The organism is Bradyrhizobium sp. (assembly GCF_049586575.1).
Classification (GTDB): Bacteria; Pseudomonadota; Alphaproteobacteria; order Rhizobiales; family Xanthobacteraceae; genus Bradyrhizobium.
In genome coordinates, this window is sequence record NZ_JBAVCF010000085.1 from 1 (window position 1) to 18077 (window position 18077).

The following is an 18077-nucleotide window of genomic DNA, read 5'->3' on the forward strand; positions in this document are numbered from 1 at the left end:
GGGCAGGGGCATTTCAAGTGGACGGCAGGGGCCGCTCAATTTCAGAGACTGGGGCGGCTCCACTTCAGCGGACGGACTGAAAAGTCTGACTGCGGTGTCATGACGTGGCTACCTATGGGGCTGGATCAGCTTCTGCTGAAGTTTCTCCGATCCATTGGCGACACTGGGAGTGGATGGACTAACCGTGATAGGAGCGCTCGGATAAACCGTTGGTACCCATCGTAGCGGGCGCGAAGTTTGGCCGGACATCGGCCCCCGCTGGCCGCACGCCTTGCAGACAAGGTTGCTTTGATCTGCCTCAATGCGCCCTGTCGAAACTTCTCGATCCTCTTCGGGGCGCTGGGTTAGAGTCGAGTACCGAATGGAAGACCAACAAGACATTCAGCCTCGAACGAAGCGTGCATTAGACACCAAGCCCTCTAACCCGTCCGGTACGCTGCCCGAAACGGGTCCAGCCCGATCTCGCCGCACTCGAACGGGTTGACGAAGATGCCTTCCGGTCTTGCGCATGGTCAAGGGTAGCTTGACCGTCGAGCGCCATGATGTCGAAGGCGCAGAACTGCACCTCGTCATCCTGCTTGCGGGAATGCAGCGCGTTGAAATCCGACACGCCGTCGACACCGAGGATCACAGCCTCACCGTCGAACACGAACCGTGTCTTTCGGATTTTGCGGGCGGCCTCGACGATCCACGGATAGCGGCCAGACCAAGTCATAGCCGCCACGGGTGATCAGGCGGATGCGGTCTGCGTCGCGATGAACGATCAGCCGGTAGCCGGCGTACTTGATCTCGTGCAGCCAGTCGTCGCTGTGCGGGACGATGGTGGCGCGGGTCGGCAGGCAGGTGTGAAGGGGAGGTGTGGCACGGGCACGGGGCCAACATAGATCCGCTCAACCGCGATTTCGAGTAGTCAAGCGCAGGTCAGTAACAGCCAATGCTGATGCGTCAGATGCGTCCTTCTACTGCGAGAACAGATCGGCTGATTCACGAAATCAGCGAAATGGAAAAAAGCTTTTGTTTCAAAGGGGTTTAAGTGGCTGGGGAACTAGGATTCGAACCTAGACAAACAGAGTCAGAGTCTGTTGTGCTACCGTTACACCATTCCCCAAAATTATCCCGATATATCAATGATATAGGTGGAATACTGACCGCCGCGGCTGAACATTGGCCATGTCCCCCTGGGCATCGGGGGCCGTTCTACCTGCTCCATCCTGCTTTTGGCAAGCAGCAGACGGCAGGTGGTGACCGAAGGGCGCATTGCCCCTCTCAGGCCGGCATGCAATGCTTAAAGCTCAATAAAACAGGGGATGTAGGGGGTATTGCCGCAGGCGAACCGGCTCTCAGGAGCCCAGCGGTCCGCAAATCCACTCCATCAGGCGGCGGAACCTTCTCGGAGGCGTTCAGACATGAAATTGATGCGTATCGTGGGGTTGCTGTGTGCGGCCTCGATTTCCGTTTTGCCGGCGAGCAGTGCTTTTTCCCAGGAGAAGACCGTCAAGATCGGCGCCGTCGTGCCATTGAGCGGCGGGGCGGCTACCGCGGGTGTCCATTCCAAGGCTGCGATCGAACTCGCCCTCGACATCATCAACAATGCCCATCCCGAGTTCGGCGACTTCCCGCTGGCAAAGAACGCAGGCCTCGCCGGTCTCGGCGGCGCCAAGGTCGAAGTGGTGTTCGCCGATAATCAAGGCAGCCCGGCCACAGGTCAAAACCAGACGCTGCGTCTGATCACGGAAGAGAAGGTGGTGGCCGTCACCGGCGCCTACCAATCCGGCGTCACGCTGACGGCAAGCGCAATCGCCGAAAAATACGGCATTCCCTTCGTCAATGGCGAGTCGGTTGCCGCCAACCTGACCGAGCGCGGTTTCAAATGGTTCTTTCGCACCACTCCGATCGCTTCCGACATCGCGAAAATCTACTATGATTTCCTCACCGACATGAAAGCGTCAGGAGTCAAGAGCGACAGCATTGCAATCGTTCACGACACCACCGAATACGGCGTCTCGGTCGCCAACGTCATCACCAGCGCGTTCAAGGAAAAGGGTAAGGCCATCGCGCTCGATATTCCCTACACGATCAATGCGACTGACGTGCAGGGCCAGGTGCTGCAACTGAAGGAGAAGAAGCCGGACGTCGTGATCATGATTGCCTACACGTCCGACGCCATTCTCTATCAGAAGACGATGCAGGCGCTCGATTACAAGCCGCCGATGATCATTGCGGACGATTCCGGCTATTCCGATCCCTCCATGATCAAGGCGGTCGGCAAGATATCGAAGGGCATCCTCAATCGCTCGTCGTGGAGCGTCGGTCCCGCGGGTTCGCCGACGGCACTGATTGCGGAGATGTACAAGAAGAAGACCGGCGACGATATGGACGACACCACGGGCCGTGCGATGCAGGCGTTCTTCGTTCTCTGCGACGCTATCGATCGCGCCGGTTCGACGGAGCCCGCCAAGATCCAGGCCGCCCTGAAGGCAACGGATCTCAAGCCCAATCAACTGATGATGGGTTACAAGGGCGTCAAGTTCGACGAAAAGGGTCAGAACATACTGGCGTCGAGCCTCATCATTCAATTGCAGGACGGCGAGAATTACGTCGCGGTCTGGCCGAAGGGCAGTTCGCAGAAGGCGCCGGAACTTCCCTACAAGGGCTGGTGAGGTCTTTCCTCGCCGCCGCCGAAAATTCATCCGCAAGACCCGATCGACGGCATGTCCTCCACGCTAATCCAGGTGATCGCAGGCGGCCTTTTGCTGGGCGCGGTCTATGCGCTGTTTTCCTCGGGCCTCACGCTGGTGTGGGGCATGATGAACATCATCAATTTCGCGCACGGCGATTTCGTCATGCTCGGCATGTATGTGGCGTTTGTGGTCTGGACCTTGTTCGGCGCGGGGCCCTGGGCGGGCGCGCCACTCGCCGTTCTCGTGCTCGCCACGCTCGGCATCGTGGTCTATTTCGCACTGATCCGCGAAATCATGAAAGGGCCGATGCTGGCGCAGATTCTCGGCACCTTCGGGCTTGCGCTGCTGCTTCGCTATTCCGTGTTCTGGTGGTTCGGCGCCAACTTCCTGTCGCTGCCTGAGAATCTCGTCGGTGGCACCTTCGACATCATGGGTCTCCGAATCCAGGCGTCACGGCTTCTGGCCGGCGTGGTTGCGCTGCTGGTAACCTTTGGTCTGCATCTTCTCCTGACACGGACTTCGCTGGGGTCGAAAATGCTGGCGGTGGCAGAAGATTCCACAGCCGCACAATTGATGGGAATCAGGCCCGACACCATGCAGGCGGTTGCCTGGGCGATCGCCGCGGGGGCAACCGGATTGGCCGGCGCGCTGATCGCGACGTTCTTCTACATCGTGCCGACGGTTGGCGAGACCTTGGGCATCGTCGCCTTCGTGACGGTGTCGCTGGGCGGCTTCGGCAGCATACCGGGAGCGTTGATCGCAGGGCTTCTGATCGGCGTGATCGAATCCTTGTCGGCCTATCTGCTCGGACCGATCTACAAGGACATGGTCGTGTACGCGCTGTTCCTCGGCTTTCTCTGGTTCCGGCCACAGGGCCTGTTGGGCAGGACGTGATGCGGCGGCTGGTTTGGCTTTCGGTTTTGGTGGCTCTGATCGTCGCTTATCCGCTGCTGTTCTCGACGCCGTTTCAGCAACGGCTCGGCGCGCTGGTGCTGCTGTATGCGATCGCGGCATCGGCCTGGAACATCGTCGGCGGCTATGCCGGCCAGGTCTCGGTCGGCCACGTCGTGTTCTTTGGCTGCGGCGCCTACGCTGCCATGGGCGCATATACGCATTTCGGATGGTCGCCGTTGTTGGGAATTCCGATCGGTATCCTCGTCAGCGCCGGAATAGCCGCGGTCATCGGTGTGCCGACGCTGCGGCTTTCCGGCCATTATTTCAGCATGGCCACGATCGCGGTCGCTGAACTGGTCAGGCTGATCGTCACCAACACTCCATATCTCGGCTCCGCCATCGGTTTGAGCGGGCCAACCGTGCCGAGGAACATATTCGATCTCTCCTTCATCTCGGCCCTGCCGTATTACTATCTGTTCCTGGGCATCCTGGTGGTAACGCTCCTCGTCACCTGGTGGATGACCAATAGCCGGATGGGATTTTACCTGCGCGCGATCCGCGATTCCGAACGCGCAGCGCGCTCGCTGGGTGCACGCGCAAGCCGCACCAAGCTCGCAGCGTTCATGCTGAGCGCGGGGATGACGAGCGTCGCCGGCGCACTCTATGCGATGATGTTCGGTTTCATCGATCCGGAGTCAGGGCTCGGTCTTCTGATCTCGGTGAAGATCCTGATCATGGCAGCTCTCGGCGGTGCCGGTCTTTTGTTCGGACCACTGGTCGGCGCCGCGATCCTGGTGCCGCTCGAGGAGATTTCCAACAATTGGTTGGGCGGCAAGGGGGCAGGGCTGACCTTCGTCGTGTATGGCGCGATCATTGTGCTGATCGCGCGCTTTCAACCCGGTGGAATTCTGACCCTGGTCCAACGACTATGGTCGAAGCGATGGTGGCGGAAACCGACGGCGGCGGGAGGGGCTGCCCATGCTCCTTGAGGCGCGCGAGATCACCAAGGCATTTGGCAGCTTCAGAGCGGTCGATGGCGCCTCGGTCGCAGTGGCGAAGGGCGATATCCTCGGCCTGATCGGGCCGAACGGAGCGGGCAAGTCCACCTTCTTCAACTGTCTGACAGGTGACATCGCCTCGACCTCAGGCAGCGTGCTGTTCGACGGCCACGACATGACGAACCTCGCGCCGGAAGCGCGCGCCCGATTGGGGCTCGCGCGTACCTTTCAGGTGCCGCAGACCTTTGAGAGCATGTCGGTGCTGGAAAACGTGATGATCGGCGCGTTTCTTCGGACCTCTCGCAAATCCGAAGCGGAGGCTCGCGCGCGGGCGGTGCTGGAGCGTGTCGGCATGGGCCGATTGGCGGAAACGCCGGCGCGGTCGCTCGGAACGCCCGGCCGCAAGCGGCTCGAGATCGCGCGCGCGCTCGCGACCGAACCGAAGGTGCTGCTGCTCGATGAAGCGATGGCGGGGCTCACGCAGCGTGAGGTGCAAGTGGCGATCGATCTCGTGCGCGATATCCATCGCTCCGGCATCACGCTCGTCATTGTCGAACACATCATGGAAGTAATCATGTCGCTGGCGACCAGCGTCCTGGTGTTCCACCAGGGGCGCGAAATCGCGCGTGGCAGTCCTCGTGAGGTCACCGGCAATCCGGCCGTCATCGAGGCCTATCTTGGCAAACGCGCCGCCAAGGCGGCCGCTTCCCACACCCCGATCGAACTTATCGGGCCGGCGTCGTGACCGCTCCCTTGCTCAGAATCGAACATCTCGAGGTTCGCTATGGCGACCTGATCGGGGTATCAGATGTTTCGCTCGACGTGCCCGAGGGCAGCGTGGTTGCGTTGCTTGGCTCCAACGGCGGCGGCAAAACCACCGTGCTCAATGCCATTGCCGGCCTGATCCCGGTGCACTCAGGTGGAATCGAATTTCGCGGCCGGCCGATCGGCGGGCGAAGTGCGTTTTCAATCGTGCGTGAGGGGCTTGCCCTGTCGCCAGAAGGCTGGCGATTGTTCGTGCAGCAAAGCGTCGAGAACAATCTGAAGCTTGGCGCAACACCGCTGCACGACAAGAAGCGCGCAGCGACGCTGCTTGAACGGGTCTACGACATCTTTCCGAAGCTTGCCGAGCGGCGCAACCAGCGTGCCGGCACCATGTCGGGCGGCGAACGCCAGATGCTGGCGGTCGGCCGCGCACTGATGAGCGATCCGAAGCTTCTGATGCTGGATGAGCCGTCGCTCGGTCTCGCGCCGGCCGTGGTGGAAACCATGTACGATACGTTCGGCCGGCTGCACAGAGAGGGGCTGACCATTCTGCTCGCGGAGCAATCGGTCGAACTCGCCCTTGAAGTATCCGATTTCGCAACCGTCCTTCAGGTCGGCAAAAGCGTTTTGTCGGGAAAAGCCTCCGATCTGGCCAACAATCCGCAGGTGCAGAAGGCTTATCTCGGGATCGGCTAGCGCCAGGCGCGGTACAGCAGGGTGGGCTTACTTGATCTTGTCGTAGGCGGCCGTAAAGTCGGTGAGCGTCATCGGGATCGCAATGGTTTCCTTGGCGAGATCCTGGAACAGGACCTTCAACTGCTTGCCGGATCGAAGCGCGTTCAGCATTTCCGGAGAAATCGGGATGCTCGCGTAGCAGCCCCTGTTCTCACAGGTCTGGATCGGAAGCTCGACGCTCTTGCCGTCATCGACCTGAAGCTTTGCCCCGGCTTGGAGATTGAGCCCGAGCGGCAATTGCACGAGCGCGACCGGCGCCCTGGTATCGCCGGGTACGCGGATATTGACCACCACCACCAGCTGCCCGGTTTTGGTAAGGATCGCGTTCTGCTCTATCGCGCATTCGAGCGGCGCGTCGCGGCTTCCGCTACTGCAACGCGCGGCCCAGCCCGGTTGTGCCGAAGCGGACGTGCCGGATGGGGCGGGTGTCGTCGCCGCCTGGGTCGAAGCCTGGCTTTTGGCCTTGGGCTGCGCAGATGAAACGCCGCTGCCTGCGAAAGCGGCGACGGCCAAAACCGTCGCCAGCACGACATCCGACTTCCGGAAATTGGGCATCAGTCTTGCGTGCTTCACCGAGCGGTCTCCGAGGAAGGGGTTGCGCGCTGATCGACGTGCTAACTGAAAGGGATCACTCAGCGGCTTCCTTGACGGCGCCGTGCTCAGCGAGGTCTTGGTCGTCATCTTTCGAGCGTCCCCAATTGGAGAAGGCCACCGAAAGCTTGTCAAGATAGAGGTAAATGACCGGCGTCGTAAACAGGGTCAGCGCCTGGCTGACGATGAGACCGCCGACCATCGCGTAGCCGAGCGGTTGACGGATTTCCGATCCTGTTCCGGTGCCAAGCATCAAGGGAACGCCGCCGAGCATGGCCGCCATTGTCGTCATCATGATCGGGCGGAAGCGCAACAGCGCCGCCTTGCGGATCGACTGTTCCGGCGTCAGATGCTCGTCGCGCTCGGCCGCGATCGCGAAGTCGACCATCATGATGCCGTTCTTCTTGACGATGCCGATCAGCAGGATGATGCCGATCAAGGCGATCAGGCTGAAGTCGTATCCGAATGCCATCAGGATCGCGAGCGCGCCGACGCCGGCCGAAGGAAGCGTCGACAAGATCGTCAGCGGATGGATGTAACTTTCATAGAGAATGCCAAGGATCAGATACACCACGACCAGCGCCGCCAAGATCAGGAGCGGCACCGTGCCAAGCGATTGCTGGAAGGCCTGTGCGGTACCCTGGAAGCTTGAATTCACCGTTGACGGCACGCCGATTTCGGCCATCGCCCGTTGCACGGCGTCGGTGGCCTGTCCGAGCGCCGCGTCGGGCGCAAGGTTGAAGCTGATGGTGATGGCAGGGAACTGGCCCTGATGGCTGATCGAGAGCGGACGAACCGGGACGCTGCTCCAGCTCGCAAATGCCGACAACGGCACCTGGTCGCCGGTCGTCGGCGATTTGATATAGAGCTTGTCCAGCGTGTCCAAAGAACCCTGCAATTCCGGCAGGATCTCCAGGATCACATGATAGCTGTTGAGCTGGGTGAAATACTGGGTGACCTGACGCTGTCCGAACGCGTCGTATAGCGTGTCGTCGATCAATTGCGGCTGGATGCCATAGCGCGAGGCGGTGTCGCGGTTGATCTTGAGCTGGAGCGTCGTGCCTTCCGACTGCTGGTCGGTCGCGACGTCGCGCAGTTCGGCCAACGTCTTCATCTTGGCGAGCACCTTGGGCGCCCACTCGTTCAATTCGTCGAGGTTGGCGTCCTGCAACGTGAATTCGAACTGCGTCCGGGTCGCCCGGCCTCCCATCCGCACGTCCTGCGCCGCCTGCATATAGAGCCGCGCGCCCTGGACCTTCTCAAGCTTGGGCCGCAAGCGGGCGATGATCTGCATCGCGGAGGCGTCGCGCTCGCTGAGCGGTTTCAACGTGATGTATACGCTGCCGTTGTTGCCGGCGCGACCGTTGCCGCCCATCGCCATCGCTACCGATGCGACCGCGGGGTCCGCCTGGACGATGGCGCCAAGCGCTTCCTGCTGCTTTACCATCGAGGCAAAGGAAATATCCTGCGACGCCTCGGACGTTGCCGTGATCAGTCCGATGTCCTGTTGCGGAAAGAAGCCCTTCGGAATGATCACGAACAGGTAGATCGACAGTGTCAGTGTCGCGAAGAAAACGACCAATGTGGTGCGTCGCCAGCTGATGGCGACGTCGAGCCCGCGCTCGTAGGAGCGCAGCATGGCGTCGAAGCCGCGTTCGCTCCACTGGTAGAACCGTCCATGTTCCTGATGGTCGCTGTGACCGCGCAGGAAGCGCGAACACATCATCGGCGTCAGCGTCAGCGCCACGACCATCGACACGAAAATCGTCATCGCCAGCGTTACCGCGAATTCGCGGAACAGGCGCCCGATGATGCCGCCCATCAGCAACAGCGGGATCAGCACGGCGACCAGCGAGATACTGATCGACAGAATCGTGAAGCCGATTTCGCTTGAGCCCTTGAAGGCGGCGGTGAGCGGCTTGTCGCCTGCCTCGATGTAACGCGTGATGTTTTCCAGAACCACGATGGCGTCGTCGACCACGAATCCGACGGCGATCGTCAGCGCCATCAAGGACAGGTTGTCGAGCGTGTAGCCAAACACCCACATCAGCGCGCAAGCGCCAAGCAAGGCGAGCGGCACAGTCACGGCCGGAATCACCGTGGCCCAGAAACTGCGCAGGAAGACAAAGATGACCATGATGACGAGCACGATGGTCAAAAGCAGCGTGAATTGAACGTCCTCGACGGCGGCACGAATGGTCTGGGTTCGATCGCTGATCACGCCGATCTTGATCGCAGCTGGAATACCGGCCACCAGCCGCGGCAACAGCGCCTTGATCTTGTCGACCGTATCGATGACGTTGGCGCCGGGCTGCTTGTAAACCACCAGAAACACGCCGCGTTGACCGTTGGCCCAGGCTGCCTGTTTGGCGTCTTCCGGTCCCGTCACGGCCTCGCCGATGTCGCGAATCCGCAAGGGACCGCCATTGCGGTAGGCAACGATGACGTCGTTCCAATCCTTGGAGTCCAGCATCTGGTCGTTGGCATAGATCGTGTAGGCGCGTTTCGTGCCGTCGATGTTGCCCTTGGGGCTATCGACCGTGGCGATCGCGATCTGGTTGCGGACATCCTCGAGCGACAGGCCCTTGGCTACCAGTTTCGCCGGATCGACCTGAACCCGGATCGAAGGCTTTTGCTGGCCGCCAATCGTGACCTGCGCCACGCCGGAAATCTGGCTGATCTGCTGTGCGAGCTGTGCGTCGACGGAATCGCTGACTGTCGTCAGTGGCAGACTATCCGATGTCGCCGATAACAGCAGGATCGGTGAATCCGCCGGATTGACCTTTCGGTATGTCGGCGGGGTCGGAAGGTTTTTCGGCAACTGGCCGCCGGCGCCGTTGATGCCCGCCAGCACGTCATTGGCGGCGCCGTCGATGTTGCGGTTGAGGTCGAACTGGATGGTGATCGTGGCGGTGCCGAGATAACTCGTCGATGTCATCTGGGCGATGCCAGGTATCTGCGCGAATTGCCGCTCCAGAGGCTGCGCCACCGACGAGGCCATGGTTTCAGGGCTGGCACCGGGCAGCTGGGCGGTGATCTGGATCGTCGGGAAGTCGACCTGCGGCAGCGGCGCAACCGGAAGCAGTGGATAGGCAACGAGACCGACAAAAAGAATGCCGGCCATCATCAGCGAGGTGCCGATGGGATAGCGAATAAAGGGGGCGGAAATTCCCTCGCCGTTCATTCTTCCCGGACCTTCGGATCGGAACTTGCCACCGCGGTGCTGACGAGCGTGCCGGGCGCCACCTTGAACTGGCCGGTGGTAATGACTTTTTCGCCGGGCGACAGGCCTTGCTCGATCACCGAGCGGCCGTCGATCGACTGGCTGACCTTGACGGTCCGCAGCTCAGCCTTGTTGTCCTGATCGACGACAAAGGCATAGAGGCCGCGGGTGCCGTGCTGGACGGCTTCGTCCGGAACCACAGTTGCATCCTTCAGCGTGCTGACGAGAAGCCGCGTGGAGACCGACTGGCCGGGCCACAGAGCATGGTCCTTGTTATCGAAAAGGGCTTTGAGGCGAATGGTGCCGCTGGTCGAATCGACCTGGTTGTTGACCACCGCCAGCTTTCCTTGCGCCAACGACTTCTTGCCGTCGGTCGTCAGCGCGATGGTTTTAAGCGGTGTGGCGCCCTGTGCATCCTTGATGTTCGGCAGTTCGTTTTCGGGCGCGGTGAAAATGACCGCAATCGGCTCGATCTGCGTGATCGTGACGATGCCGGTCTGAGTGGATGCGTTGACGATGTTGCCGATGTCGACCTGACGCAGGCCGACGACGCCGGAGATCGGGGCGCTGATCTGGGTATAGTCGAGCTGGGTTTGTGCGTTGGAGACGGCGGCGACGTCGGCTGCGATCTGCGCCGTCAACTGCGACACGTTGGAGCGTTGCGTATCAAGCTGCTGGCGCGTGGCGAACTCGCCCAATTTGATGAAGCGCTGCAAATCGAGATTGGTATTGGCGAGATTGGCCTCGTCCTGTTCCTTCTTGGCTTTCGCCTGATCGAGCACCGCCTGATAGGGCCGGGGATCGATTTCGGCCAAGAGGGCGCCTTGCTTGACCAATTGGCCTTCGGTGAACGCAATCTTGTCGATCTGCCCGTCGACGCGCGAGCGGACCAAGACCGTGTTGAAGGCCTGAACGGTTCCGAGCCCCGTCAGGTAAACCGGAAAGTCCACTTTTTCGGCGGTCGCGACGCTGACCCGGACCGCGCTGCGGGCTGCTTTTTTCGCTCGATTAGCCGCCGTTTCCTGGCTTTGGCCATGGAAGTGCTGCCAGCCGAAATATCCCAGCCCAGCAACTACCAAGGCCAGCAAAATCCCACGCGTTATCCGCGATTTGTTCATGTCGGCCTTCAGATTCAAAAAAATATAACTAGCGAGTCTTGCCTATAGTTCATAGGTAGATCAGATATAATACGCGTGCACTTAATGTGTAAACACACTATAGCTTGAGAATTCTAAGCAATTTTCAATCTAAGGATACCAGGGCCAATGTCGCTCGACCTAAAGAAGCAGATCGTCTCGCAACTGGTCGAAACGTCTCGGCTTTTACGAAATTATATCGATCACCGCGCCAAGACCCGCGGCACCACCCGAGCGCAGTGGATTGTTCTGTTCCGCCTGCGCGAGCAGGAGGGTCTGTCCCAGGTTGATCTGGCCGATGTGCTCGAATTGCAACCGATCTCGCTGGTGCGCTTGCTCGACCGGTTGGTTGAGCATGGTCTCGTCGAACGCCGCAGCGATCCCAGGGACCGGCGGGCCAACCGCTTGTTCCTGACGGCGTCCGGGCGCCGGCTTGCCGACGACCTCGATAGCCTGCGCGATGCCATTGCAACCGACGTGTTGCAGGGCGTGTCTGTGGCAGCGCTTGAAAGCAGCCTCAAGACGTTGCGCGAGGTCAAGGACCGCATCAAAACCTTGGGCGATCCCACCAGCAACGTCGCTGCCGAGTGATCGCGTCCGCTCACGTTCAGCACGCGGGCAACGTCATTTGTCGGCTTTTGCGCGACGGGTGTATATCACCGTCGCGAGCGAACATCCGGCTGACGTCCTCGCTGCGTGCATTAAGGAAAAAAGACGGCAAAGATCGATCACCCACAGCAAACTCCCAATGGAATTCGTCTAACTCACGCGTTAGCTACTCGACGTGGCGCGCGAAATGCTTTTGAAGCAATAAGAACAGCATAGACTTGAAATCCGGGAAGTCGCGGGAATGTTTAGAACCGTTCTTAAAGCCGTCGCTGTAGCGATATTCGTCTCGATGGGAACGGTTTCGTTCGCCCAGCAGAATACGGCGGGATCAGATCCGAAAATGTCGGCCGGTACGCCGGCGCCGGCCGCGCAGCCGAACGGGACAGCTGTCGCTCCGGCCGCTCCCGCCGGCAATGGAGTAGCGGTCGATGCCGCGAAACCGATGAAGTTCACATCGGTCACGCTGCACGAGCTCTCGCCCTGGTCGATGTTTCTGGCTGCCGACATCATCGTAAAGGCGGTGATGATCGGGCTTGCCTTTGCCTCGCTCGTGACGTGGACCATCTTCATTGCAAAGATGATCGAGCTGTCGGTCGTTCGGCGCCGGCTGCGCGCGGCGCTCGGCATGATTGCGGATTCAAGGTCGCTGGCAGAAGCGCAATTTGCGTTGGGCTCAAGGGGCACCGTCCTGTCTTCGTTGCTGGCGGCCGCGATGCGCGAAGGGCGGATGTCGGCGGGAATTTCCAGCGACGCCGGCGTAAAGGAGCGGGCGGCTTCGAGCTTTTCCGAAATCGTGCGTGCGGAAGCGCGCCGGATCCGGCTTGGCATGGGCCTGCTTGCCACCATCGGCGCGACCTCGCCCTTTGTCGGACTGTTCGGCACCGTATGGGGCATCATGAACAGCTTCATCGGTATCTCGAAATCGCAGACGACCAATCTTGCGGTCGTTGCCCCCGGTATCGCTGAAGCGCTGCTGGCGACCGCGATCGGTCTCGTGGCCGCAATCCCCGCCGTGATCATCTACAATCACTTCGCGCGCGTGACGAAAGGCTATCTCGAACTGGTCGGCCGCTCGTCGGGCGCCGCGGGCAGGCTATTGTCGCGCGATCTCGACCGCACCCACGTCAGCTCGCCGCGGCCGGCGAATTCGCGCGCTGCGGAGTAGGGCATGGCTGTCTCGATCGCGGATGCCGATCTCGACGACGACGCCGACTTCGCGGAAACGCATGACATCAACGTCACGCCATTCATCGACGTCATCCTGGTGCTTCTGATCATCTTCATGGTGGCGGCGCCGCTATCGACGGTCGATCTTCCGATCGATCTGCCGTCCTCGACGGCAACGCCACAGAAGAAGCCGGACAAGCCGGTCTATGTCAGCATCAAGCCGGACCTGACGCTCGCCATCGGGGAAAAGCCCGTCAAGCGCGCCGACCTCGTCTCAATGCTTGATGCCGGCGCGGAGGCCAATCCAGAACGTCTTGTTCTGGTGCGCGCCGACCGTGCCGTGCATTACGGCGATCTGATGGATGTGCTGGAGCTCTTGCGCCGAGGAAATTATCGGATGAAACTGGTGGCGCTGGAAGGCGTTGCGGAATCTGATACCCAATCCGCCGCACCGGTTGCGGCAAAACCCTGATGCGATGGCTGAGTCTGTGAAAGAGCAACGGCCGTCCTGGCGGCTCTGGACGATCGCCGCAACGGCTGCGGTGACGTTGCACGTTGGCGGTGCGGCGCTGGCCTTGACGCATCTTCATTCCGACGACGGTTCCGGTGGGCTTGGCGCCAATGTAACCGAAATCGGCGTGGAACTGACGTCACCCGCTGCTGAAGACACCGAACTGCCTCCGGGCCCGGACGCCGACGCCTCCGTGGCGTCACCTGCGCTCGCCGAGCAGAAGGCCGAGGTCAAGCCGACCGACTTGCCAAAGGAGACGCCGACGGAAACCGAGAATCCCGATCGTGTCGTGACGCGGAACGAGCAGAAAAAGCCGACGGATGATGAACCGAAGGTCGAGACGGTGCAGACCGCAGCGTCGCAGGAATCGGTGGCGCAGGAAGCAACCGCCCGGCAGCGGCTGGCGGATGCGCACGAGGCCGACGTGGCTGCGGCGCCCAATATCGGAATCGGCAAAGACGATCAAATGCTCACCGCCAAATGGATGAAGCAGATCAGCGCCTATTTCGAACTGCACAAGCGCTATCCGAAGACTGAGAAAGTCAAGGCGGCGAAGGTCAAGGTGAACCTCGTGCTCAACCGCTTGGGTCACGTGGTGTCGCTTGCGGTTGCGCAGTCTTCGGGCGATCCGCTGTTCGACGAGGCCGCGATGGACATGATCCGCCGCTCGGACCCGGTGCCGCGTCCTTCGGCGGAGATGAAGGTCTCGGAAGACACCTTCAGCTTCAGCCTGGATGTGGATTTCAAGGGCAGGAAGTAAAAGTGCCGATGCTTCGTGCACCGGCATATTTTTTTTGTCCGCAACTAGGACGCGGAGTCATTAAGCTGCAGCCACAACCGGATAGACGCGAGTTGCAGGCCCCATGCTGATGCACGCGGACAATCGAGGTGTTGATCATCTGGACAGTGGCATCATGGGCAGCGGCAAGCGCGTCGATGATGCGGCCCCAGACACCAGCCCGCTTGTAGCATGTGGTGTACGTACCAAACATCTCGGGTAGATCACGCCAAGGTGCTCGGGAGCGCAAGACCCAGAAGATGCCATTGAGGACACGACGGTCGTTCACCCGAGGAATGCCACGCTGTTTCTAGAGGCCGAGAGGCCCACCTATGCCGGCTGAAAGCCCGCTCCGGACAGCCTGGCGGGAGGCGTCTTCGCCTCCTTGGGTCCCGCAGAATTTACGAAATGACGAAGGCGATCCTTTAAGTCGAATAGTTCCTCCAAAGGCATGTTCAAAAAGCAGTAAAACTCGCCCAACATCTGCTCCGTCCGTTTCCGGAGCGAAACCCCCTTTGGTGTCAGGTCGACAAGGACGCGTCGTTCATCGCTGGCCTGCCGGTGCCGGGTAACAAGGCCTTTGCTCTCGAGGCGTTTGAGCATCGGCGATAGCGTCCCAAAATCCATGCGCAGCAACGTGGCAAGATCTCCGACGCCGTGCGGGCCGCGCTCCCAAAGCACGACGAGAACCAGATACTGCGGATAGGTCACGCCCAGCTTTTGCAGAAAGGGCACGAACAAGCGCGTCATATGGTTGCTGGCGGCATAGAGCGCAAAGCAAAGGTGACTGTCGAGTCCCGGCATTTCGACGGGAGCGATCGAGCTTTGGACCTGCACGCTTCTTGTTTTGGCATTACGTCGCATTTATTGGCTTCCCTGAACTACCAAACCGGCCCGCGATCTGGATCATCGCCTGTTCAAAAAACGACCTGTACCGACTGTTCAAACTGAATCTTACTGTCAGCCGCTGGCGCCGCACAAGTCGCATACCGTGAATCTGCCGGGAGCAGGCCCATAATCGCATCATATCATATATAATTGACTCTTATTATATCGTGTGCAAGGTATTTGTATCCCAATTGTTTGGGAGGGCACGGCCGGTATTGCCTTTGGCACGGCCTGCAAAGAAACAAACCACAGGGAAGGGAACCATCATGTCGGACATGGATCGCCGTGCATTCGTCGGCTACGCCGCTTTGAGCGGCGTGACTGCTGTCGTTCTTACGAGTTCATCCGCCGAGGCCGCCGGCGACAACAGCGGATACTTCGTGATCGCGGAAATTGTGGCCCCGAAGGAAAAGGCGGCCGACCTCCGCGACTTGCTCGTACCCTACGCGCACAAGTCGGCAAAAGAGCCGGGCTGCCAGAAGTACGTTCTGATGGAGGTTATCGATGAGCCGGGCCGCTTCATGACGTGGGAAAGATGGACCAACAAAGCCGCCCTCGACGCTCACATGGGAACGCCGGATATCAAGGAAATCCTGCCTAAGCTGAAGCCCATTCTGGCAAAGCCGGTCAGTCAGATCTTCCTGGACGGACGTACCGGCGTGTAGGCACGGCGTCGATTCCGAGTCAGCTAAAGGTCGCCGTTCCAGGCGACCCAGCTGGCCAATAATCAAATCCAATCAAAATGAACAAACGAGGAGGGAAAGATGCGCGGTCTAATCTATGGGTTGGGTGTGGTGGTGACCCTCTTAATTGCTGCTCCGGCGTTTGCCGGAGATCTGACGAGTATTGAACTCGATCCAAGCGGCAAGGCGATTGCGGTCAAGAAGGAGCCTGGAAAGCTCGCTCTGATTCCGGACATTGCCGGCAAGCCGAACAAGGGTTTCGAGTATGCGGCAATCTATCAGGTGCCGCCGAACAGCATTGATATCAGCAAAGGCATCAATGTGATGCGCGGGCACGTCGACGCCAACGGCTCGATCGCGCTTCACGAGGGACCTGCGGAACAGGGATACGTTCTTTACGTCATCAGCGGCGCTGGCAAGATGACCCTGAATGACAAGGATGGCAAAAAGTACGGCGAAATCACCTACAAGCCCGATGACATCCTTCTGTTCCACCCGCATACGTGGCACGGCTGGATCAACGGCGACAAGCCGTTCGAATTCCTCGGCTTCGACATGCAGGAAAGGAAGTAACGTCAGCCTATCGGCGCGAGCAGCCGGTTCTGCGTAAGTAGAAGCCTGCTTTGCGCCTGCAACCCATTCGACCAATGGCGCACTCACCGATTTCCAGCCCTCAGAAGAGGACCAGAATTGGTGCCAGCTCGGGGATTCGGAATCGTTCCGAGTCCTTTCTCTCGCGGTGATCGCGACCGCGGCCTGACTGAGATACGCGGTTCACATTTCTCCGCCGGCACTCAGTGCTCGGCAAATGACACGAGGAGAGAGAACATGTCACAGATTATTCTGCATCATTATCCACTTTCGCCTTACTCCGAAAAGGTACGTCTCGCTCTTGGTCTCAAGGGCGTGAGCTGGAATTCGGTCGAAATTCCGGTATGGACGCCCCGTCCCAAGCTCACGCCGATGACTGGAGGCTATCGCAAGACTCCAATCCTTCAGGTCGGCGCCGAATTCTATTGCGATACACTGCTTATCCTTCGAGTCGTCGAAAGATTGGGTCGTTCGGGCTCCCTCTATCCAAAGGGGCAGGAAGCCCTGGCGAAGGCCTTCGGCTGGTGGATTGAGAAGGGGTCCTTCTTTAACGCCGTCTGCCTCACAATCGGCAATATGCCAGGACTCCCACAAGAGCTTATCGATGAACGCCGACCGCTTTTCCGCGTCAACATCGATCCCAAGGAGCTCGCTCCCAAGCGTGCACTATACTTGCAGAGAGTTGACGCGCACCTAGCCTGGCTCGCCGAAGCCCTCGCAGATGGTCGTAGATTTATACTCGGAAGCGAGCCTTCCGCTGCCGACCTATCCACCTTCCACCCAATCTGGTTCGCACGTCAAAACGGTGGCACCGAGGTGAATGAGCTGATCGCTTTCGGTAGCGTGATCAATCCCTGGTACAAGCGGGTCGCGGAAATCGGGCACGGCAAATTCTCCGCGATGACCGAGGACCAGGCAATCGAGGCCGCAATGGCAAGCGAGCCGAGTGAGCCTGAAGAATGGTGGCCCGAGGCGCAACATATCGGTCTCAAGCGCGGCGATCAGGTCAGCGTCACGCCGGACGACTACGGCAATCCGGTACACGGAAAGCTTCTTTCGTGGACGGCTGACGAGGTCGTCATCCGGCACGAAGATTCCTCTGTGGGCAAAGTAAACCTGCACTTCCCGCGAGTTGGTTTTGACACCGCTCGAGATGAAAAGCCGCGTGTCTAAATTAGGAGCTATCGCGAGGACGATAAGTCCCTAGTTCGTCATGAACTAGAGACGATCGGCCTCGCTGATTGATCAGCGGAAGCTCATGCTCACGGTACATCATCTCCAGAAGTCGCAATCGGAGCGGATCGTTTGGCTTTGCGAGGAGCTCGAAATTCCCTATGAGCTCAAACGTTACGCGCGTGAAAAGCTGACCTTGCTCGCTCCAGCGGACTACAAGGCGCTCCATCCGATGGAAGCGGCGCCAGTCGTGATTGACGGCAATGTCACGCTCGCTGAGTCCGGCGCCATTGTCCAATATATCATCGCCAAATACGGCGGCGGTCGGCTGACCCTCCATGCTGACGATCCTGACTTCGCCGAATTCTTATATTGGTTTCACTTTGCCAATGGCACGCTGCAGGCGAATATGGGCCGGCTGATGATCCTCAATCGGCTCCAGCTTCGTGACAACAATCCTGTACTGTTGGCAACACAGGCGCGGGTCGACCGTGCCTTCTACGCCATTGAGGCACGGATGCGCAGTGCGAATTATCTAGCGGGCAGAGAATTCACGTCCGCTGACATCATGATCGGATTTTCACTCACCAAAATGCGCTACTTTCAGCCATACGAGCTCACGCGCTTTCCGAACATTATCAGATATCTCGTGCG

General features: G+C 59.7%; 18 protein-coding genes, 1 tRNA gene and 1 pseudogene. 13 read left to right on the forward strand and 7 right to left on the reverse strand.

What is annotated here, in order from left to right:
• Positions 1–403: 403 nt before the first annotated feature.
• Both WB528_RS02845 and WB528_RS02850 read right to left on the reverse strand, forming a co-directional pair.
• Complete coding sequence (locus WB528_RS02845; RefSeq protein WP_423886915.1) at positions 404–715, reverse strand: hypothetical protein; 312 nt, start codon at positions 713–715, stop codon at positions 404–406.
• Between the two features lie 319 nt (positions 716–1034).
• A tRNA-Gln gene (locus tag WB528_RS02850) sits at positions 1035–1108 on the reverse strand.
• A gap of 298 nt (positions 1109–1406) precedes the next feature.
• Here WB528_RS02850 and WB528_RS02855 point away from each other — a divergent pair.
• From WB528_RS02855 to WB528_RS02875, 5 genes are read left to right on the forward strand one after another with little or no spacing between them, the layout of a single operon-like run.
• Positions 1407–2660, forward strand: a complete 1254-nt coding sequence (locus WB528_RS02855; RefSeq protein ID WP_423886916.1) for an ABC transporter substrate-binding protein — start codon at positions 1407–1409, stop codon at positions 2658–2660.
• A 51-nt stretch (positions 2661–2711) separates the two neighbouring features.
• Positions 2712–3575 carry a branched-chain amino acid ABC transporter permease gene (locus tag WB528_RS02860; RefSeq protein WP_423886917.1) on the forward strand — a complete coding sequence of 288 codons (864 nt, stop codon included), beginning with the start codon at positions 2712–2714 and terminating at the stop codon, positions 3573–3575.
• The gene (locus WB528_RS02865) at positions 3575–4564 is read left to right on the forward strand and encodes a branched-chain amino acid ABC transporter permease (protein ID WP_423886918.1); all 990 of its coding nucleotides are present in this window, start codon (positions 3575–3577) and stop codon (positions 4562–4564) included. Before WB528_RS02860 ends, WB528_RS02865 begins: the two co-directional genes overlap by 1 nt.
• Entirely contained in the window at positions 4554–5318 is a 765-nt protein-coding gene (locus WB528_RS02870) for an ABC transporter ATP-binding protein (protein ID WP_423886919.1), read from the forward strand. The genes WB528_RS02865 and WB528_RS02870 overlap by 11 nt, the downstream gene beginning before the upstream one ends.
• Positions 5315–6034 carry an ABC transporter ATP-binding protein gene (locus WB528_RS02875; RefSeq protein WP_423886920.1) on the forward strand — a complete coding sequence of 240 codons (720 nt, stop codon included), beginning with the start codon at positions 5315–5317 and terminating at the stop codon, positions 6032–6034. The genes WB528_RS02870 and WB528_RS02875 overlap by 4 nt, the downstream gene beginning before the upstream one ends.
• A gap of 27 nt (positions 6035–6061) precedes the next feature.
• Here the strand turns inward: WB528_RS02875 and WB528_RS02880 are convergent, their stop codons facing one another.
• The 3 genes from WB528_RS02880 to WB528_RS02890 all read right to left on the reverse strand — a co-directional run bounded on the left by WB528_RS02880 (position 6062) and on the right by WB528_RS02890 (position 11005).
• Complete coding sequence (locus WB528_RS02880; RefSeq protein WP_423886933.1) at positions 6062–6628, reverse strand: invasion associated locus B family protein; 567 nt, start codon at positions 6626–6628, stop codon at positions 6062–6064.
• Between the two features lie 73 nt (positions 6629–6701).
• Positions 6702–9848, reverse strand: a complete 3147-nt coding sequence (locus WB528_RS02885; RefSeq protein ID WP_423886921.1) for an efflux RND transporter permease subunit — start codon at positions 9846–9848, stop codon at positions 6702–6704.
• The gene (locus tag WB528_RS02890) at positions 9845–11005 is read right to left on the reverse strand and encodes an efflux RND transporter periplasmic adaptor subunit (protein WP_423886922.1); all 1161 of its coding nucleotides are present in this window, start codon (positions 11003–11005) and stop codon (positions 9845–9847) included. The genes WB528_RS02885 and WB528_RS02890 overlap by 4 nt, the downstream gene beginning before the upstream one ends.
• Before the next feature lie 147 nt (positions 11006–11152).
• On the opposite strand from WB528_RS02890, the gene WB528_RS02895 reads away from it, so the two are divergent.
• The 4 genes from WB528_RS02895 (at position 11153) to WB528_RS02910 (ending at position 14070) form a co-directional block, all read left to right on the forward strand.
• On the forward strand, positions 11153–11614 hold the full coding sequence (locus WB528_RS02895) for a MarR family winged helix-turn-helix transcriptional regulator (RefSeq protein ID WP_423886923.1): 462 nt from the start codon (positions 11153–11155) through the stop codon (positions 11612–11614).
• A gap of 259 nt (positions 11615–11873) precedes the next feature.
• Entirely contained in the window at positions 11874–12797 is a 924-nt protein-coding gene (exbB, locus tag WB528_RS02900) for a tonB-system energizer ExbB (RefSeq protein ID WP_423886924.1), read from the forward strand.
• A 3-nt stretch (positions 12798–12800) separates the two neighbouring features.
• Positions 12801–13271, forward strand: a complete 471-nt coding sequence (exbD, locus tag WB528_RS02905) for a TonB system transport protein ExbD (RefSeq protein WP_423886925.1) — start codon at positions 12801–12803, stop codon at positions 13269–13271.
• Between the two features lie 4 nt (positions 13272–13275).
• Entirely contained in the window at positions 13276–14070 is a 795-nt protein-coding gene (locus WB528_RS02910) for a TonB family protein (protein WP_423886926.1), read from the forward strand.
• 85 nt (positions 14071–14155) lie between these two features.
• On the opposite strand, the pseudogene WB528_RS02915 reads toward WB528_RS02910, so the two are convergent.
• Together WB528_RS02915 and WB528_RS02920 are read right to left on the reverse strand one after the other, a co-directional pair.
• Positions 14156–14398: pseudogene (locus WB528_RS02915) on the reverse strand (transposase); the annotation flags it as partial.
• A 20-nt stretch (positions 14399–14418) separates the two neighbouring features.
• Positions 14419–14952, reverse strand: a complete 534-nt coding sequence (locus tag WB528_RS02920; RefSeq protein ID WP_423886928.1) for a MarR family winged helix-turn-helix transcriptional regulator — start codon at positions 14950–14952, stop codon at positions 14419–14421.
• A 290-nt stretch (positions 14953–15242) separates the two neighbouring features.
• Between WB528_RS02920 and WB528_RS02925 the strand changes: the two genes are divergently transcribed.
• The 4 genes from WB528_RS02925 to WB528_RS02940 all read left to right on the forward strand — a co-directional run.
• Positions 15243–15641, forward strand: coding sequence for a putative quinol monooxygenase (locus tag WB528_RS02925; protein WP_423886929.1), 399 nt, complete (start codon positions 15243–15245; stop codon positions 15639–15641).
• A 99-nt stretch (positions 15642–15740) separates the two neighbouring features.
• Positions 15741–16232, forward strand: a complete 492-nt coding sequence (locus WB528_RS02930) for a cupin domain-containing protein (RefSeq protein WP_423886930.1) — start codon at positions 15741–15743, stop codon at positions 16230–16232.
• A 255-nt stretch (positions 16233–16487) separates the two neighbouring features.
• Positions 16488–17423: a glutathione S-transferase family protein gene (locus WB528_RS02935; protein ID WP_423886931.1), complete on the forward strand. Its 936-nt coding sequence runs from the start codon at positions 16488–16490 to the stop codon at positions 17421–17423.
• Positions 17424–17508: 85 nt separating this feature from the next.
• Positions 17509–18077, forward strand: a 569-nt coding sequence (locus tag WB528_RS02940; RefSeq protein WP_423886932.1) for a glutathione S-transferase family protein, incomplete at its 3' end; no start/stop codon positions are given.